The sequence below is a fragment of the Paraburkholderia sp. J41 genome (assembly GCF_905220235.1).
GTDB lineage: Bacteria > Pseudomonadota > Gammaproteobacteria > Burkholderiales > Burkholderiaceae > Paraburkholderia.
On record NZ_CAJMZE010000008.1, the window covers coordinates 1 to 25824 of the forward strand.

19 protein-coding genes and 1 pseudogene are annotated in these 25824 nt (G+C 65.0%); 14 read left to right on the forward strand and 6 right to left on the reverse strand.

Annotation, left to right across the window (positions count from 1 at the left end; genetic code table 11):
- The 7 genes and pseudogenes from U5805_RS10240 to plsY all read left to right on the forward strand — a co-directional run.
- A pseudogene (locus U5805_RS10240) lies at nt 1-1033 on the forward strand (type VI secretion system tip protein VgrG); the annotation flags it as partial.
- The gene (locus U5805_RS10245) at nt 1023-2426 is read left to right on the forward strand and encodes a hypothetical protein (protein WP_322103365.1); all 1404 of its coding nucleotides are present in this window, start codon (nt 1023-1025) and stop codon (nt 2424-2426) included. The pseudogene U5805_RS10240 and the gene U5805_RS10245, both read left to right, overlap by 11 nt.
- 729 nt (nt 2427-3155) lie before the next feature.
- The gene (gene queG / locus U5805_RS10250) at nt 3156-4592 is read left to right on the forward strand and encodes a tRNA epoxyqueuosine(34) reductase QueG (RefSeq protein ID WP_415914568.1); all 1437 of its coding nucleotides are present in this window, start codon (nt 3156-3158) and stop codon (nt 4590-4592) included.
- A 330-nt stretch (nt 4593-4922) separates the two neighbouring features.
- Entirely contained in the window at nt 4923-5408 is a 486-nt protein-coding gene (locus U5805_RS10255; RefSeq protein WP_322103366.1) for a methylated-DNA--[protein]-cysteine S-methyltransferase, read from the forward strand.
- A 14-nt stretch (nt 5409-5422) separates the two neighbouring features.
- Nucleotides 5423-6379 (forward strand): site-specific tyrosine recombinase XerD, encoded by a 957-nt coding sequence (gene xerD / locus U5805_RS10260; protein ID WP_322103367.1) that lies wholly within the window; start codon nt 5423-5425, stop codon nt 6377-6379.
- 31 nt (nt 6380-6410) lie between these two features.
- Nucleotides 6411-6902, forward strand: coding sequence for a Cys-tRNA(Pro) deacylase (ybaK, locus tag U5805_RS10265; RefSeq protein WP_322103368.1), 492 nt, complete (start codon nt 6411-6413; stop codon nt 6900-6902).
- Nucleotides 6903-7064: 162 nt separating this feature from the next.
- On the forward strand, nt 7065-7688 hold the full coding sequence (gene plsY / locus U5805_RS10270; RefSeq protein ID WP_322103369.1) for a glycerol-3-phosphate 1-O-acyltransferase PlsY: 624 nt from the start codon (nt 7065-7067) through the stop codon (nt 7686-7688).
- Between the two features lie 265 nt (nt 7689-7953).
- Here plsY and U5805_RS10275 read toward each other — a convergent pair whose 3' ends face one another.
- Complete coding sequence (locus tag U5805_RS10275; RefSeq protein WP_028209548.1) at nt 7954-8439, reverse strand: YajQ family cyclic di-GMP-binding protein; 486 nt, start codon at nt 8437-8439, stop codon at nt 7954-7956.
- A gap of 196 nt (nt 8440-8635) precedes the next feature.
- On the opposite strand from U5805_RS10275, the gene murB reads away from it, so the two are divergent.
- Entirely contained in the window at nt 8636-9694 is a 1059-nt protein-coding gene (gene murB, locus U5805_RS10280) for a UDP-N-acetylmuramate dehydrogenase (RefSeq protein ID WP_322103370.1), read from the forward strand.
- A 44-nt stretch (nt 9695-9738) separates the two neighbouring features.
- Here the strand turns inward: murB and U5805_RS10285 are convergent, their stop codons facing one another.
- Nucleotides 9739-10578, reverse strand: coding sequence for an EAL domain-containing protein (locus U5805_RS10285; protein ID WP_322103563.1), 840 nt, complete (start codon nt 10576-10578; stop codon nt 9739-9741).
- A gap of 288 nt (nt 10579-10866) precedes the next feature.
- Between U5805_RS10285 and hmgA the strand changes: the two genes are divergently transcribed.
- On the forward strand, nt 10867-12225 hold the full coding sequence (gene hmgA / locus U5805_RS10290; protein WP_322103371.1) for a homogentisate 1,2-dioxygenase: 1359 nt from the start codon (nt 10867-10869) through the stop codon (nt 12223-12225).
- Nucleotides 12222-13544 (forward strand): fumarylacetoacetase, encoded by a 1323-nt coding sequence (gene fahA / locus U5805_RS10295; protein WP_322103372.1) that lies wholly within the window; start codon nt 12222-12224, stop codon nt 13542-13544. Before hmgA ends, fahA begins: the two co-directional genes overlap by 4 nt.
- 84 nt (nt 13545-13628) lie before the next feature.
- Here the strand turns inward: fahA and U5805_RS10300 are convergent, their stop codons facing one another.
- Both U5805_RS10300 and U5805_RS10305 read right to left on the reverse strand, forming a co-directional pair.
- On the reverse strand, nt 13629-14786 hold the full coding sequence (locus tag U5805_RS10300) for an MFS transporter (protein WP_322103373.1): 1158 nt from the start codon (nt 14784-14786) through the stop codon (nt 13629-13631).
- Nucleotides 14787-14868: 82 nt separating this feature from the next.
- Entirely contained in the window at nt 14869-16050 is a 1182-nt protein-coding gene (locus tag U5805_RS10305; RefSeq protein WP_322103374.1) for an MFS transporter, read from the reverse strand.
- A gap of 536 nt (nt 16051-16586) precedes the next feature.
- Here U5805_RS10305 and U5805_RS10310 point away from each other — a divergent pair.
- On the forward strand, nt 16587-17108 hold the full coding sequence (locus U5805_RS10310) for a plasmid fertility inhibition factor family protein (protein WP_322103375.1): 522 nt from the start codon (nt 16587-16589) through the stop codon (nt 17106-17108).
- A 199-nt stretch (nt 17109-17307) separates the two neighbouring features.
- Here the strand turns inward: U5805_RS10310 and U5805_RS10315 are convergent, their stop codons facing one another.
- Entirely contained in the window at nt 17308-18288 is a 981-nt protein-coding gene (locus U5805_RS10315; RefSeq protein ID WP_322103376.1) for a LysR family transcriptional regulator, read from the reverse strand.
- A gap of 548 nt (nt 18289-18836) precedes the next feature.
- Here U5805_RS10315 and aspT (U5805_RS10320) point away from each other — a divergent pair.
- From aspT (U5805_RS10320) to U5805_RS10330, 3 genes are all read left to right on the forward strand, one after another.
- A complete protein-coding gene (aspT, locus tag U5805_RS10320; RefSeq protein WP_322103377.1) occupies nt 18837-20519 on the forward strand; it encodes an aspartate-alanine antiporter in 1683 nt (560 codons plus the stop codon).
- A gap of 91 nt (nt 20520-20610) precedes the next feature.
- Nucleotides 20611-22299, forward strand: a complete 1689-nt coding sequence (aspT, locus tag U5805_RS10325; protein ID WP_322103378.1) for an aspartate-alanine antiporter — start codon at nt 20611-20613, stop codon at nt 22297-22299.
- Nucleotides 22300-22332: 33 nt separating this feature from the next.
- The gene (locus U5805_RS10330; protein WP_322103379.1) at nt 22333-24012 is read left to right on the forward strand and encodes a bifunctional aspartate transaminase/aspartate 4-decarboxylase; all 1680 of its coding nucleotides are present in this window, start codon (nt 22333-22335) and stop codon (nt 24010-24012) included.
- 198 nt (nt 24013-24210) lie between these two features.
- Here U5805_RS10330 and U5805_RS10335 read toward each other — a convergent pair whose 3' ends face one another.
- Complete coding sequence (locus U5805_RS10335) at nt 24211-25458, reverse strand: MFS transporter (RefSeq protein ID WP_322103380.1); 1248 nt, start codon at nt 25456-25458, stop codon at nt 24211-24213.
- Nucleotides 25459-25824: the final 366 nt, after the last annotated feature.

Here is a 25824-nt window from a genome sequence, read left to right on the forward strand (position 1 = left end):
CCCGCCTGTCGTTTGTGACTGGCATACGCCAGCGTTCACGACGGAGTGTACGGACACAACGGAAACGGGACAGTATCACGGCGTTGATGACCACAAAAACGCATGGCCAGATGCGCAATCACTGTCGGGTGCTCAATTTGATACGGCGTTTGAATTGTCATATGACCAAGAGAAGAAAACACTCTATGCCACCGTACGCGTGCAGATCATTCCGGTTGATCTGTTTAAATGCGATGCATCGGGGGGACTGATACCAGGAACAGATGGAAAGCCGCAATCGATACCATATCATCACGACATACATGCTTTCGCCGTCGCCTTTGGAGTTGATAGGCCGGTAAATGGATATGTCATGAAATACAGAAAATCGACGGGGCCGAATTTTGACGCCTTCGCAAAGTCTAGTCAGATTGAGTCCGTCCTCAACGGACATAAGAGCAAGCTAATCTTGAATGGTTGCTCAAGGGACGCTGCTTGCGGATGCCGTGTGTCAGTCGTATTCAAGGTCGATCTATCAATTAGCGTCAATGCAGCAGACACGCCCAATAGAAAGAAGGCGCACAAGGTAATTCATCTATTCCCCAAAACCCAACGTGCTGATGGCGCCTCTTGGGGTGAAGGAAACATGTATCCCGAAGCACAGCCCGATAACAGTGTAGTTTGGAAAGATATGCCATATGACACGAACGTCTTGGCACATGAATGCGGCCATCTCTTCAACTACCCTGACGAGTATTGGGAATTTGGAGGCTGGATTCATGAACAATACATCAAAGATCAAAAATTGGATTTTACTTTGGGCAACACGAATGCAACCAAAGAGACGTGGAAAATTAGCTCGGAAAAAAACGTGATGGGCGGTGGATGTAATAAGCAAGTATCAAGCACAAAAAGTTCGCCGAGCGCGAGCATTCATCCTTACTATTTGGAATATATAAGGCGGCATTTCTGTGAATTGACTGGGGAGCACCAATCGCGAGCCAGTGACGGCAAAAAGCACTGGAAGAAATGGAGAATTGGTTATGATGGCTAGGAAAATCAGATTTGAATTATATCAATCAATTACTACACTTTTCGCCATTCTATTCTTTGGAGTGCTTTCCATGCCGGAAATAGCTAATGCAAAAATCGACGGTCCCGATGTCGAACGATTCTCTGTTAGCATACTGGGCGATCATCAATTTGGTACAAACTCCATCGGCGTCTGGGTCGAGTCGGGAAAAATTCGCGTGAATTTGTCAAATGCGTTTGACAAGCAATTCGACGGCGCAGGCGTGATTGACGCCCAGTTATCAAGTGACGATATCGGACGAGCATCAGAAGTTTTCAAAAAATTATGCAAGACTGTAGGTGTGCCACCAGCAGGCGACTTGCCACCCGATACTTTGAACGTTTATTCGATCAATTGCATGCAGGATGGAAAATCCATCACGCATCAGGGCCGTCTGTCCGACCTGCCACGCGATTTGGCATTTGAAGTTTTTGACTTTTACCAAAAGTCGCTCGAAAAATATATTAAAAGCGGTCGCGCAATAGAGAGGATCAGCGCGATGGTTTCCGAGGTTCAACGCGAGAAAGAGGATTTTCTAGTTGGTGTAACGTTCGCCAATGGCGGACAGTATGCCGTTAGTATGCAAACCCCAGATCAATGGAAGGCAATTTGGCAAGAAAGACTGGATATTGGCGGAAAACGTATAGATGGAGGTAGTGAGTGGCGAGCTAGCCTTGCGGGACTTCCGATTGTGAACAAGGCAGGATTATCGACCAAAGCGGAAAATCTGGCTATGGGTGAATCAGGTACCTTTGTTACCATACCGGCCGGCGGATCAGTAACATTCAAATTTCGCGCCACGCCGGACGGAAAAATTCCCAAAGGTACTTATAAATTTGGTGTTTTGGTAGTCGCCACCATGACGACATTGGGTGATGCTCCAAATTTAAGCCGTGTTAATTTTGGCTCAAATTCAGAGAAGTCGCCGAGTTTCACGTTCGACACTGACTATCCCTCGACGCCTGACGAGTGGAAAGACTACGAAGCGCGCCAACGCGAGAAGATGTCATCGCGACCTGTGCGCCCTGGCGAAGCGGTTGTCGAACCCGGTTACTACCGCGCCGTGTCCGCCAGCGGCGAACGCGGCCAGTTTGTCGTGGGCCTGCTTAGAAGCGAGCAAGCCGAGAGCCTCGGACGCAAATCTGACCGTTGGCTGTGGGATGCTGACCTCGCGATAAAGGTGCAATGCAAGCCAGGGGAGCCCTGCCCCCGCGAAGGGCGTTGGGTAGCTCGAACTATGGCGTCGGGCTTGAGAGGCACGGACAGCACGCACCCCGAAACCGAGCGTTATATGCTGGCAGGTCAGATAGCGCCGGACCTCGGCAGACTGGGCGGCGTAGTGCCGTATCACTACTGGTATTGGCTTGGCGTGTAAGCGCCGAGATATTCAGAAACTGTAACGTGTTCGAAGCGAGTATTCCCGCACACGTCAAGGTGGTGAATGATATCGGTGCGACTCGGAGACAGCCAGCAGCTTGGTTGTTCGGGGTGGCGGCGAGTCGCCCAAAGGGGAGCCGGTGGTGCGCATGCGTTTCGAACCGGAACAGTACATGGAGAAGAACGCGGAAAGGGAGCAGTGAACGATGAACGGAACTGCTCAATGAGCTTTGCAGGCAACTCGCGCCGATGGTTCCAGCGTTCGAGAAGCAGCACGGATGCTGGCCCACGTTGCTTATCGTGCGTGCGGCGCTGATGCGGCGGCTCGTTCGCAACATTCCGAACTGCGTGGTCTACGTAGGCCGGCTGGAGGTTTCTTGCAGATCCAACCGTGGATGCGCCACGGTTGACCGCACTGGAGATTCCGGATTCGCTCAGGCCGTCGCGCTGGAAGCCAGCGCCGGACGGGCATTAATTTTTAGAAATGACCGTCGCTTTCCGGTTTCTTGCAATTGTTGCAATACAGATGTCGATAAGTGGACCATCTCCGCCATGGGGAACGGCGGGTTTCCCGCACCGCAGCGTGAGGGGGAAACGAAGCGGAAGGATATTGGTGGGTGCGAGGGGAACGGGAAACTTCCTCACACTAGGCGCGCGAAGCCTTAAAGTTCGAGGCGCTCATTCACCGGGGGGCGGTTTGCTCGCCGCCTTCTCGTAAAATGTCGTGATGAATTCCCCGCATTTCCCCGCCGATCGCCCGCAAGACCGCACCGGCAAAACGGCGCCCGATCCGCCCGCAACGCCCGCGCAGGCCGAAGCGCGGCCGCAGCCGCTCGACGAGGCGGCGCTCGCCGCGCTCGCGTCGCGCATTCGCACGTGGGGGCGCGAACTGGGGTTCGGTGCGATCGGTATCAGCGACACCGATCTCGCTCACGCCGAGCCGGGCCTCGCCGCGTGGCTCGAAGCAGGCTGCCACGGCGAGATGGATTACATGGCGAAACACGAGATGAAGCGCGCGAGGCCTGCCGAACTGGTGGCCGGTACGCGGCGCGTCATCACCGCGCGCATGGCTTATCTGCCCGCCGCATTGCTGCCCGAATCGTCCGAGGCATCGTCCGTCGATACGTTTGTCGATAGGTCTGTCGATAGGTCTGTCGATACGTCTATCGGCGGATTTGCGGATCGACCCGCGCCGAGCACGGCGCAACCAGCGCAACCGGCGCAACCGGCGCCCGAAAGCGCATCGCAAGTCGCCGCGCCTGCATCCGGCAGCGCGGCGAGCGCCGCGGCCCGCACCGCCGTTCACGCCGACTGGCGCTTGCGCGAGCATGCGCGTCTCGCCGATCCGCACGCCGCTGTCGTGTCGATCTACGCGCGCGGCCGCGATTATCACAAGGTGCTGCGCGCGCGGCTTCAGCAACTCGCCGATCGCATCGAAGGCGAAATCGGCGCGTTCGGCTATCGCGTGTTCACCGATTCGGCGCCCGTGCTCGAAGTCGAACTCGCGCAAAAAAGCGGCATCGGCTGGCGCGGCAAGCATACGCTGCTGTTGCAGCGCGACGCCGGATCGCTGTTTTTCCTCGGCGAAATTTATGTCGACGTGCCGCTGCCCGCCGACGCCGACGATCCCGCTTCCGCCGCGCCCGAAACGCCCGGCGCGCATTGCGGCAGTTGCACGCGCTGCATCGCCGCGTGCCCGACGGGCGCCATCACGCAGCCGTACCGCGTCGATGCGCGCCGCTGCATCTCGTATCTGACGATCGAGCTGAAAGGCAGCATTCCGCTCGAACTGCGCGAGCTGATCGGCAACCGCGTGTACGGTTGCGACGACTGCCAGCTCGTCTGCCCCTGGAACAAGTTCGCGCAGGCCGCGCCCGTCGCCGATTTCGACGTGCGTCACGGCCTCGACCGCGCGAGTCTCGTCGAACTCTTCGGCTGGAGCGCCGCGCAATTCGACGAGCGCATGCAGGGCAGCGCGATCCGGCGCATCGGGCACGAGCGCTGGCTGCGCAACATCGCGGTGGCGATGGGCAACGCGCTGCGCGCCGCGCATCGGAGCGATCCGGCGGCGCGCGCGGCCATTGTCGATGCGCTGCGCGCGCGCGAACACGACGAATCGGCGCTCGTGCGCGAGCATGTGCAATGGGCGCTCGAAGCGGCGTGAGCGCACAATCATGAATCGCGTCAACGCAGCGCGGATAGCGGCGCCGAATTTGCCGAATGCGTCGCGGAATGCGTCGCCGAGCGCGTCGCGGAATGCGTCGCGGAATGCATCGCCAAAAGCGTCGTCAAAGCGTCGCCCGATTCGCGAAATCGCCGGCAATCGTCGCCGGTCGACCGGCATCGCGCGGTTCGCAGACGAATGTGTCCGCATGAAGCGGCTTGAGATGGAAGGCGAGGCGCGGCACCCTACGTTCAGCGCGTGGATCGGCACGAGCCAGTGCAAAGCGAGCAAGCGCGCCACACGTCACGCACTCGCCACAAGGAGTCAATCATGTACAACGCAGTGATCGACGCGCCGTTCGGCAAGGTCGGCATTCGCGCGGGCGGCGGCGCCTTGCGCGAGATCGTCTATCTGCCCGCGCATACGGCCGGCGTCGCGCCCGACAACGAAATCGCCGAACGCGCCGCCGCGCAGATGGCGCATTACTTCGATCATGGCGATGCCGGCTTCGACCTGCCGCTCGCGCCGCTCGGCTCGGCGTTCCAGCGGCGCGTGTGGGACGGCATCTGCGCGATACCGGCCGGCACGGTCGTCACCTACGGCGAACTGGCGCGGCGCGTGGGCACCATCAACCCGCGCGCCGTGGGACAGGCGTGCGGCGACAATCCGTTTCCGCTCGTGATTCCGTGCCATCGCGTCGTGTCGGCGAGCGGCCTCGGCGGTTTCGCGCATCATGGCGAAGAAGGCTTTTACCTCGACGTGAAGCGCTGGCTGCTCGCGCACGAGGCGTTGAGCCGTCCGTTCGAATTGCAATAGGGCCGCATTCACCAATGACACCCCTCAACGACGCCGCGCTCGAAGAAGCCGAGCCGCTCGCGGGCGCGGCCGCCCAGGCGCTCGACGCGAGCCTGAACGCCATCGACACGTTCTGCGACGCCATGTGGCTCGAACACGGCCTGTCGCGCAACACGCTCGATGCTTACCGGCGCGACCTGCGCCTCTACGCACAATGGCTCGCGCGCGAACGCGAGCGCGCGCTCGACGCCACGCGCGAGGACGATCTCTTCGCCTACAGCGCCGCGCGCAAGGACGACAAATCGACCTCGGCGAACCGGCGGCTTTCGGTGTTTCGGCGCTATTACGGCTGGGCGTTGCGCGAGCGGCGCGTGCAGGGCGACCCCACCGTGCGCATCCGCTCGGCGAAACAGGCGCCGCGCTTTCCGTCGACGCTTTCCGAGGCGCAGGTCGAGGCGCTGCTCGGCGCGCCCGACGTCGCCACGCCGCTCGGCTTGCGCGACCGCACGATGCTCGAATTGATGTACGCGAGCGGCCTGCGCGTGACCGAACTCGTGACGCTCAAGACCGTGGAAGTGGGCCTGAACGAAGGCGTGGTGCGCGTGCTCGGCAAGGGCTCGAAGGAGCGGCTGATTCCGTTCGGCGAAGAGGCGCACGCGTGGATCGAGCGCTACCTGCGCGAATCGCGCCCGGCGCTTCTGGGCGCGCGCACGACCGACGCGCTGTTCGTGACCGCGCGCGCCGAAGGCATGACGCGCCAGCAGTTCTGGCACATCATCAAGCGCCACGCGGCGGCGGCGGGCGTGCATGCGCCGCTTTCGCCGCACACCATGCGCCACGCGTTCGCCACGCATTTGCTGAACCACGGCGCGGACCTGCGCGTGGTGCAACTGCTGCTCGGCCACAGCGACATCTCCACGACGCAGATCTACACGCACGTCGCGCGCGAGCGCCTGCGCGTGCTGCACGCAAAGCATCATCCACGCGGATAATGCGCGCTTTCCCCGCCTCTGAATCACGCCGATGAGCAAAACCCGACACGTTTCCGAAACGCCCGCCACGCAGATGCTGCGCCGCGCGGGCGTCGTTTTCGGCGAGCATCCCTACGAATACGTCGAGCACGGCGGCACGGGCGAATCGGCGCGCCAGCTCGGCGTGGACGAGCACAGCGTCGTGAAAACGCTGGTGATGGAGGACGAAAACGCCAAGCCGCTGATCGTGCTGATGCACGGCGACCGCAAGGTGTCGACGAAAAATCTCGCGCGGCAGATCGGCGCGAAACGCGTGGAGCCGTGCAAGCCGGAAGTCGCGAACCGCCATTCGGGCTATCTCGTGGGCGGCACTTCGCCGTTCGGCACGAAGAAGGCGATGCCGGTGTACGTCGAATCGACGATTCTCGAACTCGGCCGGATCTGGCTCAACGGCGGGCGGCGCGGCTATCTGGTGAGCCTCGCGCCCGACGTGCTCACCACGTTGCTGAAGGCCACGCCCGTGCAGTGCGCAAGCGTGGAATGATTTGGCGCGCTTGCTGCGAAATTCCCGCTGCGATTCCTCGATTACCCTGGGCCGCGCGGCGGCGCGGGCGAACAATGCGCGCGCTTCGGTAGAATGAGCGCCTTCGCGCCGGGCCGCTCAGGCACGCGGGCGCGCCTTGTCCACTTCCACCGGGTTTCGTGCATGTACAACCTGTTCGTCGCCGTTCTCGCCTATCTGATCGGCTCGGTTTCGTTCGCCGTGGTCGTGAGCGCCTTCATGGGCCTCGACGACCCGCGCTCCTACGGCTCCGGCAATCCCGGCGCGACCAACGTGCTGCGCAGCGGCAACAAGAAAGCCGCCATCCTCACGCTGATCGGCGACGCGTTCAAAGGCTGGCTGGCCGTCTGGCTCGTGGTGCATGTCGGGCCGCGTTTCGGTCTCGGCGACGAGGCGGTGGCGCTGGCCGCGATCGCCGTGTTCCTCGGCCATCTGTACCCGGTCTTCTTCCGCTTCCAGGGCGGCAAGGGCGTGGCGACGGCGGCGGGCGTGCTGCTGGCCGTGAACCCGCTGCTGGGCGCGGCGACGCTCGCCACCTGGCTGATCGTCGCGTTCTTCACGCGTTATTCGTCGCTGGCGGCGCTGGCCGCGGCCGTGTTCGCGCCGCTTTTCGACGTGTTCCTGTTCGGCCCGCACGTCATCGCGCTGGCGATTCTGGCGATGAGCGTGCTGCTGTTCTGGCGGCATCGCGCGAACATTTCCAAGTTGCTGGCGGGCCAGGAAAGCCGTATCGGCGACAAGAAAAAGGCGCCGGCCGCGGGCGAGTAATGGCGCTTGCGCCGGCGCGTGGGCGCCGCCGAAGCCGGCAATCGTAGCCGGCAATCGTCGAAGCGGCGAGGAACGGCCGCCGCGCAGAGGCGGGAAAGCGGCGCACCGCCGATACCGCTCGTGACGCCGGGAACCGGCGCGTAAAAAAAGGGCGCCAACGAGCGCCCTTTTATTCTTTCATCTACCGCATTCCGCGCGACTCAACCGCGAATCGAAGCGGATCCACTCCGGCTCAATCGCCGCTCGATTGCGGCTCAAGCGCGGCTCAATCGCGGAAATTATTGAAGTCGAGCGGCGTGTCCGTCACGTCCTTGCGCAACATGGCGATCACGCTTTGCAGATCGTCGCGCTTGGCGCCCGTCACGCGCACGGCGTCGCCCTGGATGCTCGCCTGAACCTTGATCTTGCTGTCTTTCACGAGGCGCACGATCTTTTTCGCGAGGTCGCCGGAGACACCTTTCTTCACGGTGATGACCTGCTTCACCTTGTCGCCGCCGATCTTCTCGATCTTGCCGTAGTCGAGGAAGCGCACGTCCACGTTGCGCTTGGCCATTTTCGAAACCAGCACGTCCTTGACCTGGCCGAGCTTGAAGTCGTCGTCGGCGAACGCGGTCAGCTCGCGCTCCTTCTGCTCGACGCGCGAATCCGAGCCCTTGAAGTCGAAGCGCGTGGAGATTTCCTTGTTCGATTGCTCGACGGCGTTCTTCACTTCGATCATGTTGGCTTCGCTGACGACGTCAAACGATGGCATTGCTTTCTCCCAAAAGGGCGAGCGGCGCAGTTGAGGCTCGCGCACTCGCTATAATCACGGACCGACGCCATTCTACCGGCGACATAGTATTTGCCCAAGGTTTGCGCGGCGGTTCGGGGCGGGGTTTGCGCCGCGCCGCGCGCCGCAGGCCGCGCGCTTCGGGCACGTTCCACTTCGTTTATCGCCAGCCGTTTCCATGTCCGTCCCCGAAATTTCCGCCGCTTCGCCGTCCGCTCCGTGGTTCGCCGCCGGATACGCGCTGCGCGCGCACAACACCTTCGGCTTCGACGTGCGCGCGCGCTTCGCCTGCCGCGTCGCGACCGAGGCCGAATTGCTCGCCGCCGTGCGCGACGCGCGTGCGCAGGGCATGGCCGCGCTCGTGTTGGGCGGCGGCAGCAACGTCGTATTCACGCGCGATTTTAACGGCCTGGTTCTGCTGATGTCGCTCGCGGGCAAGCGCGTCGTGCGCGAGGACGGCGAGGCATGGCACGTCGAAGCCGCGGCCGGCGAGAACTGGCACGATTTCGTCGCGTGGACGCTCGAAGCGGGCATGCCCGGCCTCGAAAACCTCGCGCTGATTCCGGGCACCGTGGGCGCGGCGCCCATCCAGAATATCGGCGCCTACGGGCTGGAAATGGCCGAGCGCTGCGCGAGCGTGCGCGCGATCGAACTGGCCACGGGCGAGGCCGTCGAATTCGACGCCGCCGCGTGCCGTTTCGGCTACCGCGACAGCTTTTTCAAGCGCGAAGGGCGCGACCGTTTCGTCATCACCTCGGTGACGTTCCGCTTGCCGAAGGCATGGCAGCCCAACGCCAATTACGCCGATCTCGCCCGCGAACTCGCGCGCCGCGCCACGCAAACACCTGTCGACGCGCGCGCCGTATTCGACGCCGTGGTGGCCGTGCGCCGCGCCAAGCTGCCCGATCCGCTCGAACTCGGCAATGCGGGCAGCTTCTTCAAGAATCCGGTGATCGACGCGGCGCCGTTCGAGGCGCTGCGCGCGCGCGAACCCGAGATCGTTTCGTACGCGCAAGCCGACGGCCGCGTGAAGCTCGCGGCGGGCTGGATGATCGACCGTTGCGGCTGGAAGGGGCGCGCGCTGCGCGGCGCGGCCGTACACGAGCGTCAGGCGCTCGTGCTGGTGAATCGCGGCGGCGCGACCGGCGCCGACATTCTCGAACTCGCGCAGGCGATTCGCGGCGACGTGCTCGCGCGCTTCGGCGTGGAACTGGAGCAGGAACCCGTCTGCCTCTGAGGCGCGCTACTGCGCCACTGGGCCGTCGCGCCACCGCCGCGCCTTCACACCACCTTGTCTTGCGCCGCGAACAGCGGCCCTTGCACGAAGCGCACGTCGTATTGCTGAAGCTGCTCGAATTGCGCCGCGTCCGCGACGCGATTGAAGATCAGCGGAATGCGCAGCCGCGCCGCGTAGCTCACGAGCGGCTTCACCATCGAATCGCGCAGCGCCGCGCCCGCATCCATCTTCACGAAGTCGGGGCGCGGCACGTCGGACACCGAAAGAATCTGCCCGGCGTTGGGCAGATTGCCCGCTACCTTGAATCCGTAACGCTGATAACTCTTGGTCAGATAGCCGAGAAACGTCTTGTGCGCGACCGCCGCCGCCGGCAGCTCGATCACGATGCGCCCCGGATTCAGCCCGAACGACACCAGCACGTTCGAAAAATGCCGCCCGTGGTCGTACTTCACGCTTTTCAGCAGGCGCTCGTGTACGCGCAGAAACAGCAAGCCGTGCTGCTGGCCGCCCAGGAAGTTGATCGTGTGCAGCGCGCGCACCATGCGGTCGAGCGCCACCAGTTCGGGATCGTCGAGTCCTTCGCCGAACGGTCCCGCGAACGGATCGCAGGGCGCGAGCTGCCCGTCGCGTTCGCGCAGCGTCACGGCCTGATAACCGAGTTCGTCGCCGAAACGCGCGGCCGCCGCGAGATCGGCCGTGAGCGACTGCGCGCCGCCATGCACGCTGATGTCGTAGATCGGCTCGTAGGCGCTCAGCAATTCCAGGCCGCGGCGGCGCGCGACGGCTTGCTGGCTGTGCGCGCCGCTGCCCATCGCCAGATGCTCGCCGAGGAACGGATGGCTGGCGGAACGAGCGACAAGCTCGGGAATGGTCGGAGCGATCATGATGAAGTTGGGCGCGCGGCGGTCGGAATGCACGGCCCCGAACTCGGGGCCGCATGACCGGATGGTAGCAGCCCGAAGCCACGCCGGATGGACTGATTGGTCATATGGTTATCCAGCATGGCGCGCGCGTTTCCGATGCGTCGCGCGGCGGTTTCGCCTTGGTTCAGGGTTTACACGCAATTTCACTAATCGTAATTGCTTTTACTATTCGTAAATCTTGCGACAGGCGCGATTGACGACGGATAAGCCAATGGCGCTCGCGAACGGCATCGAAATGTGGAGACAGCGATGAATGCACCCTTGCGGCATCCGGCCGAAGTCCAGCACGGCTACATGAGCGGCTTCGCCAACGAATTCGCGACCGAGGCGCTCGCGGGCGCGCTGCCCGCCGGGCAGAACTCGCCGCAGCGCTGCGCCTACGGCCTGTACGCCGAGCAGCTTTCCGGCACGGCCTTCACCGCGCCGCGCTCGCACAACCGCCGCACGTGGTTCTACCGGATTCGTCCGGGCGCCGTACACCAGCCGTTCACGCCGCTCGTAGCGGTTGGCGGGCCTGCGGGCGCGGGCGGCACGGCGCGCCTCGTGGCCGATTTCGGCGACGTGCCGCCCACGCCGCCCAACCAGTTGCGCTGGGATGCGTTGCCCATGCCGGCCGAGCCCACCGATTTCATCGACGGCTGGGTGACGATGGCCGGCAACGGCTCGGCGGCGTCGATGAGCGGTTGCGCGATCCATCTCTATGCCGCGAACCGGCCGATGATCGACCGCTTCTTCTACAACACCGACGGCGAATTGCTGATCGTGCCGCAACAGGGCCGGCTCGCGATCCGCACGGAGATGGGCCGCCTCGACGTGGAGCCGTTCGAGATTGCCGTGATTCCGCGCGGCGTGCGCTTTACCGTCGATCTGCCCGACGGCGACGCGCGCGGCTATCTCTGCGAAAACTTCGGCGCGTTGCTGCGCTTGCCGGACCTGGGCGTGATCGGCTCGAACGGCCTCGCGAATCCGCGCGATTTCCTCACGCCGGTGGCCGCCTACGAAGACCGCGAGGGCGAGTTCGAACTCGTGACCAAGCTCAACGGCCAGTTGTGGCGCGCCGATATCGGTCATTCGCCGCTCGACGTGGTGGCGTGGCACGGCAACTACGCGCCGTACAAATACGACTTGCGCCGCTTCAACACGATCGGCTCGATCAGTTTCGATCATCCCGATCCGTCGATTTTTCTCGTGCTGCACGCGCCCACCGACACGCCGGGCGTCGATTCGATCGACTTCGTGATCTTCCCGCCGCGCTGGCTCGCGGCCGAGAACACGTTCCGTCCGCCCTGGTATCACCGCAATGTGGCGAGCGAGTTCATGGGCCTCGTGCACGGCGTGTACGACGCGAAGGCCGAAGGCTTCGTGCCGGGCGGCGCGAGCCTGCACAACTGCATGTCGGGTCACGGCCCCGATGCCCAGACCTTCGAAAAAGCTTCGCACTCCGATACGTCGAAGCCGCACAAGGTGGGCGACACGATGGCCTTCATGTTCGAAACGCGCACGCTGATTCGCCCGACGCGCCATGCGCTCGAAACGAGCCAGTTGCAGGCGCATTACTACGAGTGCTGGCAAGGCCTCGCGAAACACTTCAACCCGGAGAAGCAATGAGCAGCACGAGTCAATCCCACGCCGCCGAACTCGCGGCCACGCGCGACCCGCGCCGCAAGAGCTGGATCGGGCGCGCCAACGACGCGCAGTGCGATTTCCCGATCCAGAACCTGCCGTTCGGCGTGTTCAGCAGCGCGCACGATGCGCGGGCGCGCGCGGGCGTGGCCATCGGCGATCAGGTGGCGGATCTCTCCGTGCTGCGCGAAGCGGGCCTGCTGCACCTGCCCGAGCATGCGACGCGCGACGTGTTCACGCGCGGCGCGCTCAACGGCTTTATCGCGCTCGGCCGCGAAACGTGGCGCAGCGTGCGCGTGCAGCTTTCGGCGCTGTTCGAAAGCGGCAACGCCACGCTGCGCGACAACGCCGCATTGCGCGAGCGCGCGTTGATCCCGCTCGAAGCGGCCACGCTGCATCTGCCCGTGGAAATTCCCGGCTACACCGACTTCTATTCGTCGAAGGAACATGCGACCAACGTAGGCTCGATGTTTCGCGATCCCAAGAATGCGCTGTTGCCGAACTGGTCGGAAATGCCGATCGGTTACAACGGCCGCGCGTCGTCGGTGGTGGTGAGCGGCACGCCGGTGCGCCGCCCGAACGGTCAACTGAAGCTGCCGGATCAGGAGCGCCCGGTGTTCGGCGCGTGCCGCAAGCTCGATATCGAACTGGAAACGGGCTTTATCGTCGGCCGCGGCAATGCGCTCGGCGAGCCGGTCGCGTGCGAGCGCGCGGAGGAGCACATCTTCGGCATGGTGCTGCTCAACGACTGGAGCGCGCGCGACATCCAGCAATGGGAATACGTGCCGCTCGGGCCGTTCAACGCCAAGACTTTCGCGACCACGATCTCGCCGTGGATCGTCACGCTCGACGCGCTGGAGCCGTTTCGCGTCGCGCAGCCCGCGCAGGAGCCGCAGCCGCTCGACTACCTGCGCCACGCGGGCGATCACGCGTTCGACATTTCGCTCGAAGTGCGGCTGCGCCCCGAAGGCGCCAGCGTTGCCACGACGATCTCGCGCACCAACTTCCGCCACATGTACTGGACGATGGCGCAGCAACTCGCGCATCACACGGTGGCGGGCTGCAACACGCGCGTGGGCGACCTGATGGGTTCCGGCACGATCAGCGGCCCGACGCCCGATTCGTTCGGCAGTCTGCTCGAAATCACGTGGAACGCGAAGAATCCGCTCGAACTGGCGAGCGGCGGCACGCGCGGTTTCATCGAGGACGGCGACGAACTCACGCTCGCGGGCTGGTGCCAGGGCGACGGTTATCGCGTGGGCTTCGGCACGTGCGCCGGGACGATTCTGCCGGCGGCGAAGTAACGCGCGTTCTTGCCGGCAAGAACGCTCGACGGCCTGCACGAAAAGCCGCTGCGCCCGTCGGCAGGCGCAGCGGCTTTTTTCGTTTCACGCGCGGCTTTGCACGATGCCGCGCGCGCGTTCCCACTTCAACGCGGCGAGAAATAGCAGCGCGCCGGCGAACAGCACCCCGAGCATCGAATCGCGGCCCGCGTGCTCCATCAGCGCGCCCGTGACGATCGGCCCGCCGAAGCTCGCCGCGCTCCACGACGCGCTGACGATCGCGCTCGCAGAGACCAGCGCGACGCCTTCGAAGCGCTCGCCGCACGCCACGATCGCGAGCGTGTAGATCGAGCCGGCCGCCGCGCCCAGCACGAACAGCAGCGGCCAGCGCAGCCACGGCGTGGCGACGGCGAACGGCAGCAGCGGCAGCAGCACGGCGACGATCGCGCCCATCAGCGCATGCACGCGCTCGCGGCCGAGACGGTCGGCGAGCCAGCCGATCGGGAATTGCATGGTGGTGTCGCCGAGCAGCACGACCGAGGCGAACAGCACGGCCATTTCGCTGCCGATGCCGTGGCTCATCGCAAAGAGCGGCAGCAGCGAAAGCGCGAGCGTGTCGAACAGCGCGAAAAAGCCGGTGGCGATCACGAGCGCGGGCATGCGCGGCAGCACATGCCGCCAGCTTCCGTGCGCTTCGTCGTGATGACCTTGCCGCGGCGTCGCGCGAATCGCGGCCAGCATGGGCAGCGCGACGAGAAAAATCGCCCCGCAGATCGCGAAGCGCCACGCGGCGAGGCCCGCGATCTGGCTCACCAGCACCGGCCCCGACATCTGGAACAACGTGAACGTGGTGGCGTAGATGGCGACCACGCGGCCGCGATTGCGGTCGTCGGCGAGATCGTTGACCCACGCTTCGCCGATCGTGAACAGCAGCATGAGCGCCGCGCCGCAGAGCATGCGCAGCAGCGCCCAGAGCCAGAGATTGGCGCTCGCCTGCATGAGCGCGGTGGCCGCCGCCACGCACAGCACCGAAACGACGATCAGGCCGCGCGAGCCGAAGCGCGCCGCGAACCACGCCGTGAGCGGCACGACGGCCAGGCCGCCGAGCGCCTGCGCGGCCGTCAGCAGGCCGACCACGGCGGTGCCGTAGCCGGCGTCGGTGAGGGCGAGCGCGGTGAGCGGGAGCGTCGCGCCGGAGCCGAGGCCGACCACGGCCACGCTCAGGATCAGCGCGAGAAAGTCGCGGGTGAGAACGGTTTTCATCGGGCGAGATGCTACTACGCGCACGCACCGCGGTGGTGCGCGGCTGCGCAATCGCCGTTATTTCACCGGCGCCGGCCGCGGCTCAGCACGATTGCGAACCGGCCACGCCCACGCGGCGGCGCGCGCGCCGGTCGATCTGCGCGGAAACCAGCGTGAGCGCGAGCGAAGCCAGCGCCAGCACCACGCCCACCCACGGCAGTTGCGTGAGCGGCGCGCCCGCGCTGATCGCCACGCCGCCAAGCCACGCGCCGCCCGCGTTGCCGAGGTTGAAGGCGCCCTGATTGAGCGTGGAGGCGAGATTGGGCGCTTCGCTCGCGCGATCGACGATCAGGATTTGCAGCGGCGCGACAATCGCGAACGCCAGCACGCCCCAGACGAAAATGGTCGCCATCGCCGCGATGGGGTCGTGCATCGTGACCGTGAACACGACCAGGGTGACGGCCAGCAGCGCGAGAAACACCAGCAGCGAGCGCATGAGCTTCCAGTCGGCGAGCTTGCCGCCCAGCGTGTTGCCCACCGTCAGGCCGACGCCGAACAGCAGCAGCACGAACGTGACTTCATGCGGCGAGAACGCGGTCACGTCCTCGAGAATCGGCGTGATGTAGGTGAACACGGCAAAGAGGCTCGCGGACGCCAGCACGCTCATGAACAGCACCATCAGCACCTGCGGGTTCTTCAGCACGCCGAATTCGCTCACGAGGCTCGCTTTCTGCATCGCGATCCGCGCGGGCAGGCAGACTTGCAGCGCGGCGGCCGCCAGAATGCCGATGCCGGTCACGGCCCAGAACGTCGCGCGCCAGCCCGCGAGCTGGCCGAGCGCCGTGCCGAGCGGCACGCCCAGCACGTTGGCGAGCGTGAGGCCCGTGAACATGAGCGCGATGGCCTGCGCGCGGCGGTTCGGCGCGACCAGCCCCGCCGCGACCACCGAGCCGATGCCGAAGAACGCGCCGTGGCAGAACGCCGTGACGATGCGCGCCGCCATCAGGATCGCGTAATTGGGCGCGAGCGCGCACAGCAGGTTGCCGACGATGAAAATGCCGATCAGCCGCATGAGCGCCTGCTTGCGCGGCACGTTGGCAATGGCGATGGCGACGATGGGCGCGCCGATCGTCACGCCGAGCGCGTAGGCCGAAACGAGCATGCCGGCGGCCGGAATGGTGACGCTGAGATCGCGCGCGACGTCGGGCAGCAGGCCCATGATGACGAATTCGGTGGTACCGATACCAAACGCGGCGACGGCAAGAGCGAGAAGAGGCAAGGGCATGACGGGCGGCAGCGAAAAGACGGCGCGCGAAGGTGCGCCAACGTGCGTTAAGGGGGCGTTAATGATGCGTTGATGGTGCGTGGCGGAATGCGCGAAGGGCGCGGGCGCCCGGAAGCGGCGCCATCGGTATTAAGCCGACATGGAATTGTACTGAAAGCCGGCGCATCGCATACGCCGCCCGTTGGCGCGCTGCACGAAAGCAACAGGATTTTTTCGGCGCGTGACAGGGGCGGTGAATGCGCGTGGCGGGTTCGGCGGATCTGGGCGGATCTGGGCGGATCTGGCGGATTTGGCGGATTTGGCGGATCTGGGCCGGGCAGCGTCGGGCGGGATCGTTGCGGCGCTCGCGCGGGAAAGTCGGGGAAAACGTGGCCGGCTTGCCGCCGAAGCACGCCAATCCATTCGCCGCGCATGAGCGCCGCCTTGCGCGATGGTGGCGCAGCGCACCTTCACATAACTTTCATGCTTCGTCCGTAGGGTAGTTCGACCCTAAGCTTGTGCATACGCACTTTCCCGCACGCATGCCGCCGAAGTCCATGCCCAGCTTCACCGTCGTTGCCGATGCCTCTTCGTCTCCCGCCTGCGGTCCGTTCTGGATCGTGCCGCTGACCGATCACCCGCCCTTCGATCACGTGCGCTTCAAGCGCGTTTTCACCACCGACGGCACGCGCCACGAAGTCGTGATCGTCGATCTGCACCGGCTGCTGCTCTGCGCCGATCGCGACGACACCGACTACGTGCTCAAGCCCGTCGACGACTGGCATTCGGGCAAGGTGCGCGGCATTCGCGAGTTTCTCGATCCGCACAACGAGCGCGTGCCGCAAATGCCTTACGTGACGATCACGAAGCGGCGCGCGCCGGGCGTCGCGGGCTGGCTCGGCATGGCGCACGAGGGCGTGGTGGCGTTTCGCAACGGCCAGCATCGCGCGCGCTATCTCGCGTGGGCGGGCGCGCTGTGGCTGCCCGTGGAAGTACACGAGCGCGAGGCCGCGCTGCTGCGCGAATTGTGCGGCGCGGGGGAAACCGGCCTCGAAAGCACCGAGGCCGCGCCGCGCTGAGCGCCGCGGCGCGTTGCTGCGGCGCGCTGGCGCCGTGGGCGCTGCGGGCGCTACGGGCGCTACGGGCGCTACGGGCGCTACGGGCGCTACGGGCGCTATGGGCGCTATGGGCGCTATGGGCGACTCTGGGCGACTCTGGGCGACTTCGGGCGACTTCGGGCGACTTCGGGCGACTTCGGGCGCTATGGATGCGGCGGCGTCAGCCCCCGCTCATGGCTTGAAGCGCGAACTCGTTCGCGTGCGGCGCGGCGGGCGCTGCGCTCGGCGGCATGGCGGGCTCGCCGCGCCGCGCGAAATGCTCGATCGCGTAATCGACGAACCGGCGCGTTTTCACGGGCAGATATTGACGGCGCGGATACACGATCGACATGCGCGCTTCGGGGTCGTCGATCTCGTGGTCGGGCAACAGGCGCCGCAGCGTGCCGGCCGCGAGATCGTCGGCGATGAGCGGCGCGGGCACGATCGCCACGCCCATGCCCGCGAGCGCGGCAAGGCGCACCATCAGCATGTTGTTGACCGCATAGCCGGGTTCGAGCGTGATCGCCTGGGCGCGCTCGCCCGGCTTCGCGAAACGCCACGTCGCGCTGCGCTCCTCGGGCGGCAGCGCGACGGCCGCATGCCGCGCGAGCTGCTCGGGCGTGCGCGGTTCGCCGTGCTCGGCAAGCCACGCGGGCGACGCGCACGGCACGAACGACGTGCTGCCGAGTACGCGCTCCACGAGCGCGTCCTGGCATTGCGCCGAAGCCGCGACGATCCCCACGTCGAAGCCGTCCTCCACCAGATCGACGTCGCGCTGCGCGAGCGTGAGACGCACCTGCACGCGCGGGAACAGCCGCCGGTAACCGTCGATGAGCGGCGTGAGCGTGGCGAACGCGAGCGCGCCCGCGGCCACCACGCGCAGCGTACCGCTCGGTTCGTTCTCCGTTTGCGCGAGCGTCGACTCCAGATGATCGAGCGCTTCGAGCACGCAGCGGCAGCCTTCGAGGTAGCGCACGCCTGCTTCGGTCAACGAAACATTGCGCGTGGTGCGGTTGATGAGCCGCGTGTTCAGATGCGCCTCGAGCATGGCGATGGCGCGCGTGACGAGCGCATTGGACACGTCGAGCTGCTGGGCGGCGCGGCGAAAGCTTTGCGAGTCGGCCACCGTGACGAAGACGCGCATTGTATGGATCTGGTTCATGGTAACGCCTCGTATGCGCCGGACTGCGTTAAAGGTACGAAAATCATATTGACAGTCCATGGGAATTACAATATCTATCTTGTGAAGCGAAAACGCTTTATCGTTGTAAAAGATTCAATACTCATTCGGCATGGGTATTGGAATGAGGCGTGATTTTTTGCAGTCTCCGGGGTTTCCCTGATTGTTTCCCTGATTGTTTCCTTGATTCACACGGGCGCGCATCGAGTTTTTGCGCATTGCACACGCGCGCGCTGCGCCGTTTCCCGTCCCGCGCACGAGATTCGTGTCATATTCGCTTGTGTTTTCATTGCCTTACACGACGCCGGAGTAATGCTTTCCGATGGCATGAGGCCGTCGATCAATAAGCAGGCTGTCGGTTTTTTTCTACCGTTTTGAATAATCATTAGCAAACGATTGAATAAAGTCTGCCATTCTTTATTTCATTTTTTTAGGCGTTTATGGCTGTATTTTTCGAATGCCCTGCCTTATAAAGTGGTTATCGTCTCAACAAAGCGTGTCAACAAAGCCGCTAATGCCGGAGGGCGGACATGGTCGTCGAATTGCTCAAGACGCAACCCGAGATCGCCTTGTTCGTGAGCCTCGCGCTGGGCTACCTGATCGGCTCGGTTCGGATCGGGCCGATTTCGCTCGGCGGCGTGTGCGGCACCTTGATCGTCGCGCTCGTGATCGGGCAGACCGGCGTGCGTCTCGCGCCGGATCTCAAGAACGTGGCGTTCGCGCTGTTCATCTTCGCGCTCGGCTTCACGGGCGGCCCGCAGTTCTTTGCAAACATCGGGCGCGGCTGGCGTTATGGACTCCTTTCGATTGTGGAGATTGTCTCGGTGATGGCGCTTGTCATGATCGCCGTCGTGCTGATGAAGCTCGACGCCGGCACCGCGGCGGGGCTGCTCGCGGGCGCGGCCACGGAGTCGGCGGTGATCGGCACGGCGTCCGAGGCCATCGCGCGGCTCGGCCTGCCCGAGGCCGGCGTCGCCGCGATGCAGGCGCATATCGTCACGGCCTATAGCGTGAGCTACCTGTTCGGACTCGTCACGATCGTGCTGTTCACGAGCCAGATCGCGCCGCTCATCCTGCGCGTGAACCTGCGCGACGAAGCCGCGCGTCTCCAGCGCGAGCTGGGCGGCGACGGCATGCTCGACGAAGGCCAGAAGCTCGCGCTGCCGCCGCTCGTCGGGCGCGCGTTCGAGGCCGGCCCGGCGGCGGGCAGCGCGGTCGCGGCCATCGAGGCGCGCTTCGGCAACAACCTCACGGTGGAGCGCGTGCTGCGCGGCGGCCGCCAGATCGACGCCGACGCGCAGTGCGTGCTCGAGCCGGGCGACACCGTGTACGTGGCCGGGCGCCGCGAGTCGATCGTCGAGGCGGCGCGCGGCTTCGGCACGGAAGTGCCGGGCGGCGGCTTCGTCAAGCTGCTCGCGCAGCGCGTGGACGTGATGCTCACGCGCCGCGACCTGCACGGCGCGACGCTCGCGCAGATGCGCGAGCGCGCGAAGCCCGAGGAAGGCCGCGGCATCTACGTGGGCGCGATCACGCGGCTCGACGTCACGGTGCCCGCGCTGCCCGGCGCGGTCGTGCAGCGCGGCGACGTGCTCACGCTGCTGGGCGCGCCCGCCGACGTCGCGCGCGGCGCGAAGCGCCTTGGCTACGTGATCCCGCAGACGCAAAAAACCGACTTCGTGTATCTCGGCCTGGGCATCGTGATCGGCATGCTGATCGGGCGCTTCGGCGTGAGCGTGGGCGGCGTCTCGCTCGTGCTGGGCACGGGCGGCGGCTGCCTGCTCTCGGGCCTGCTGTTCGGCTGGGCGCGCTCGCATTTTCCCGTGGTGGGCGCGCTGCCTTCGGCGGCGGCGCAGGTGCTCAAGGACTTCGGCCTCGCGACCTTCATCGCGGCCGTGGGACTGTCGGCCGGCCCCGACGCCATCAAGCTCGTGCGCGAATACGGCCTCGCGCTGCCGCTCGCGGGCATCTTGATGGTGCTGATTCCGGGCCTGCTTTCGTTGTGGATCGGGCGCATGTTCCTCAAGCTCGACGCGCCCATGCTGCTGGGCGCCATCGCGGGCCAGCAGTGCAGCACGCCCGCCATCAGCGCGCTCGTCGGCGTGACGGGCAACGCCACGCCCGTGATCGGCTACACGATCACCTATGCGTTGTCGAACATCCTGCTGCCGCTCATGGGGCCCGTGGTCGTGGGGCTCGCGGCGCAGCTCCGTTGAAAGGATTGGATAAGCGCGGCTGAGCCCGGCCGCGCTTCATGCGCAGCACCAGGAAAACGGGCGTTGGTTCCTTCCCAAAAGCGAGGGCATGATGGAATGGCTACATAACATTTTTCACAAGTCACCGGAGATCGCGCTCTTTCTCTCGCTGGCCGTCGGCTACTGGATCGGCCAGATCAACTTCGGCAAGTTTCAGCTCGGCGGCGTGGGCGGGTCGCTGCTCGCGGCCGTCGTCATCAGTCAGGTGGGCGTGACGGTCGACAACGGCGTGAAGGCGGTTATGTTCGCCGTATTCATCTACGCCGTGGGCTACGACTCGGGGCCGGGCTTCTTCAATTCGCTCAACCGCAAGACGCTGCGCGAGATCGCCATGGCCGTGTTCATGGCGCTCGCGGGGCTTGCCACGGTCGTGATCTGCGCGAAGCTCTTTCATCTCAACAAAGGTCTCGCGGCCGGGCTGGCGGCGGGCGGCATGACGCAATCGGCGATCATCGGCACGGCGGGCGACGCCATCGCGCGGCTCGGCCTGCCGCCCGACCAGGTGAAGGCGATGCAGGCCGACGTCGCGATCGGTTACGCCGTCACCTACGTGTTCGGCTCGCTGGGCGCGATCATCGTTTGCGTGAACATCCTGCCGAAGTTCATGGGGCGCAGCCTCAAGGACGCCTCGATGGACGCCGAGCGCGAGATGTCGGGCGGCGGCGCCGGGGCGGCCGGCCCGGGCCAGTTGAACGCGTTGCCCGAGCTGTTCGGCCGCGTGTTCCGCGTGGAGACGGCGGCGGGCAAGACGGTCAGGCAACTGGAGCAGGCCGAGCGCGATCTCGTGGCGATCGAGAAGATTCGCCGGCAAGGCAAGATCGTCGATTCCACGCCCGATTTCGTGCTGAGCCGCGACGACCTCGTGCTGGTCGTGGGCCGCCGCGAGCAGATGGTCGAAGTGGGCGCGCTGATCGGCCCCGAAGTGGCGGATTCGGGCGGCATGAGCCTCGTGATGCAAACGCGCCAGCTCGTGTTCACGAAGAAGGGCATGAATCACACGACCATCGCCGAGGTGCGCAAGAACGTCGACCACGACATGCGCCACGGCGTGTACATCGAGAAGATCGAGCGCGCGGGCCAGCCGGTGCCGGTGCTGCCGCAAACGCAGCTCGAACACGGCGACGTCATCACCGTCTACGGCACCGCGACCGACACCAAGCGCGCCGTGCAGCAAGCCGGTTACGAACTCGCGTGGAGCAACAAGACCGACTTCATCTACATGGGCGTGGGGCTCGTGCTGGGCCTGCTCGTCGGCCTGATCGTGGTGAACGTGGCGGGCATTCCGCTCACGCTCGGCTCGGGCGGCGGCTGTCTGCTCGCGGGGCTGCTGTTCGGCTGGATGCGCGGCAAGCATCCGATGTACGGCGTGATGCCGCCCGCCGCCTCGCAACTGCTCAAGGACTTCGGGCTTGCCGCGTTCGTCGCCGTGGTCGGTCTCAACTCGGGCTTGCAGGCCGTGGTGACGATCAAGCAAAGCGGCATCACCATCTTCCTGCTGGGCGTGGTCGTGACCATCGTGCCGCTCATCCTCACGATGCTGTTCGGCCGCTACGTGCTCAAGTACAACAACGCGGCAATTCTCGCGGGCGCGCTGTCGGGCTCGCGCAGCGCCAACCCGGCCTTCGGCGGCATCCTCGACAAGGCGGAGAGCGCGGTGCCCACCGTGCCGTTCGCCATCACCTACGCGATCGCCAACGTGCTGCTCACGCTGCTCGGCCCGCTCGTCGTCGGTTTGGCTTGATTCGTGATCCTATCTATTCTTGCGGAGAACACCATGACATCGAAAGCGAAAAGCAACGGCAACGGCAACGGTGGCAAGGACAAGGACGAGGCGGGCCTCGCGGCGCTCAGCCCGTTCGAACTCAAGGACGAACTCATCAAGGCGGCCGGCGGCGGCGCGGCGGCGCGCCCCGCGAATTTCGCCATGCTCAACGCGGGCCGCGGCAACCCCAACTTTCTCGCCACGCTGCCGCGCCACGGCTTCTGGCAACTCGGCCTCTTCGCGATGCGCGAGTCCGAGCGCTCGTTCGCCTATATGCCCGAAGGCGTGGGCGGCTTCCCGCAGCGCGACGGCATTGTCGAGCGCTTCGACCTGTTCGTGCGCGAGAACAAGGGGCAGGCGGGCATCGCGTTTCTGGCGGGCGCGGTGTCTTACGTGCGCGACCAACTGGGTTTGTCGGCGGGCGATTTTCTCTACGAGATGTGCGAAGGCATTCTCGCCTGCAACTATCCCGTGCCCGACCGCATTCTCAAGAACACCGAGATCATCATCGGGCAATACTTGCGGCGCGAGATGATCGGCAAGCATCCGTTCGTGGGCGAATTCGACGTGTTCGCGGTGGAAGGCGGCACGGCCGCGATGACGTACATCTTCAACACGATGCGCGAGAACTTCCTCATCAAGCCGGGCGACACCATCGCGCTCGGCATGCCGATCTTCACGCCGTACATCGAGATTCCCGAACTCAACGATTACCAGTTGAACGTCGTGCATCTGGACGCCGACGTGAAGAACAACTGGCAATACTCGAAGCAGGAACTCGACAAGCTGCGCGACCCGAAGGTGAAGGCGTTCTTCCTCGTGAACCCGAGCAACCCGCCTTCGGTGAAGATCGACGACGAAAGCCTCGAATATATCGCCGACATCATCAAGGAGCGCCCCGACCTCATTCTGCTCACCGACGACGTGTACGGCACCTTCGCCGACAACTTCGTCTCGCTGTTCGCGCTCGCGCCGAAGAACACGATTCTCGTGTACTCCTACTCGAAATATTTCGGCGCGACGGGCTGGCGGCTGGGCGCGATCGCCACGCATCGCGACAACGTGCTCGATCATCTGCTCGCGCAATTGCCGAAGGAGGAGAAGCAGGAACTGCACAAGCGCTACGAGTCGATCACGACCGAGCCCGATAAGCTCAAGTTCATCGACCGCCTCGTGGCCGACAGCCGCACCGTGGCGCTCAATCACACGGCCGGGCTTTCCACGCCGCAGCAGGTGCAGATGGTGCTGTTCTCGCTGTTCTCGCTGATGGATACGCCCGACGCGTACAAGAACGCGCTCAAGCGCTTGATCCGCAGCCGCAAGCGCGCGCTGTTCGAGGAAATGGGCGTGAGCTACGACGAGGACGATCCCAACCAGGTCGACTACTACACGATCCTCGACATGGAATACACGGGCGAGAAGCTTTATGGCCGCGATTTCGTCGAATGGCTGATGAAGCAGTTGAAGCCGAACGAGCTGCTGTTCCGCCTCGCCGCCGAAGCGCGCGTCGTGCTGCTGCCGGGCAAGGGCTTCGGCACGCCGCATCCTTCGGGGCGCGTGTCGCTCGCGAATCTCAACGAGTCGGATTACCGCAAGATCGGCCGCGCGGTGCGCAAGCTCACCGAGGAATACGTGCAACGCTACAACGACGCCACGGGCAAGGGGCTCGACAAGCAGAAGGTGACGAAGTAAACGCAAGACGGCGGCGGCGTCGAAAAGCGGGGCCGCCGTTCCGGGTTGGATTCGGCAAGCCGCGCTCCGATGGCTGGAGCGCGGCTTTGTTCGTTCGATCGGCGATTCGGCTCGCTACTCGCTTCGCCACGCGGTCCGCTGTTCGGCCGGTTATGCGGCCGGTTGTGCGGTTGGGTATGCGGTTGGTTATGCGATCTGCTATTCGGGTTGCCGCACGGCGGCTTGCGCCGCGCCGGCAGCCGCGCCCGCTTGCTGTGTGCCGCGCACGCTGCGCCGATGCAACGACACCGAAAGCGCCACCGCGGCCGCTGCCGCGAGCGCTGCGAAGAGGAACACCGAGCCGTAGCCGAACAGGTTCGCCACATAGCCCGCGAGCGGGCCGGTGATGCCGAGCGAAAGGTCGAGAAACACCGAATACGCCGAAAGCGCCGCGCCGCGGCTGGCGGGCGGCACGAGGCCGACGGCTTCCACGCCGAGCGCGGGAAACACGAGCGCGAAGCCGAAGCCCGTGAGCGCCGCGCCCGCGAGCGCCACCTGCGGCGCGGGCGCGAGCCACAGCAGCAGCAGGCCCGCGCATTCGCACGAGAACGAGACGATGGCCACGCGAAAGCCGCCGAAGCGCTTGATGGTGTTCGCGAACAGCAAGCGCGCGCCGATGAACATGAGGCCGAACACGGTGAGCGTGAACGCCGCGTTGGGCCAGTGGCGCGCGGCGTAGAACAGCGTGATGAAGGTGGCGATGGAGCCGAAGCCCGCCGAACCGAGCGCGAGGCCGATGCCGTGCGGCAGCACGCGCGTGAACACGCTGCGATACGACATGCGCTCGCCATGCACGACCGGCACCGGCGCGATGGGGCGCGCGAGCCAGTAGCCGAGCGCCGCGAGCGCGATCACCGAAATGCCGAGCGTCCAGTAGCCGACGAAATGCACCAGCTCCACGCCGAGCGGCGCGCCGATCGCGAGCGCGCCATAGGTGGCGATGCCGTTCCAGGAGATCACGCGCGCGTTGTGGGCCGTGCCCACGCGGCCGATGCCCCAGAGGATCGCGCCCGTGCCGCACAGGCTCTCGCCGCAGCCGAGCAGCAAGCGGCTGCACACGAGCAGCGCGAGCGAAAGACCGGCCCAGTGGTCGACGAGCGTGGCGAGCAGCAGCATCGCGCCGCTCGCGCCGCACAGGGTCAGGCCGATGCTCACCGTTTTCTTCGGGCCGAGCGTGTCGGCGGAGCGGCCCGCGAGCGCGCGCGAACACAGCGTGGCGATGTACTGCACGCTGATCGCGGCGCCGGCGATCACCGTGCTGAAACCGAGGTCGTTGTGGACGTAGCCCGGCAGGACCGCGAGCGGAATGCCGATGGTGAGATAGCAAAGAAATGTGAAAAAGACGACGGGAATGATCTGCAACGTCGTCGAAAACCCGGTGCGCGCGGGCGCAGAATCAGCGGACATGGGGAAAACGAGGATGGAAAACGGCGGGAAAGGCGTAATTGTCCCATGGAACCGGTTTTCCCGCTGATTGGGAACCGCCGCTCCGGGCGGCGGAAGCGGCTATTTTTCACGATATGGCTTTCTCGTCCGCGCGGAGCGCGTTTGCCGCGAAGTTGCGCGATGTTGAAATGCGTTGGGCGCACGATTGCGGCGAATTTGGGGCGCGAGCGCGCGTGACCGCCCAAGCTCAGCCGCCCGCGCAGCTAGCCGGATGACGCTATTTCCGTATCGGCGCCCGAAAATCGTCCGCCCGGCCACGCAGGAATAAGCGCCGAAGCCGCCGGAGCGCCCGTTTTATCGCGCTGACGATATGTCGCCCATGCTCCT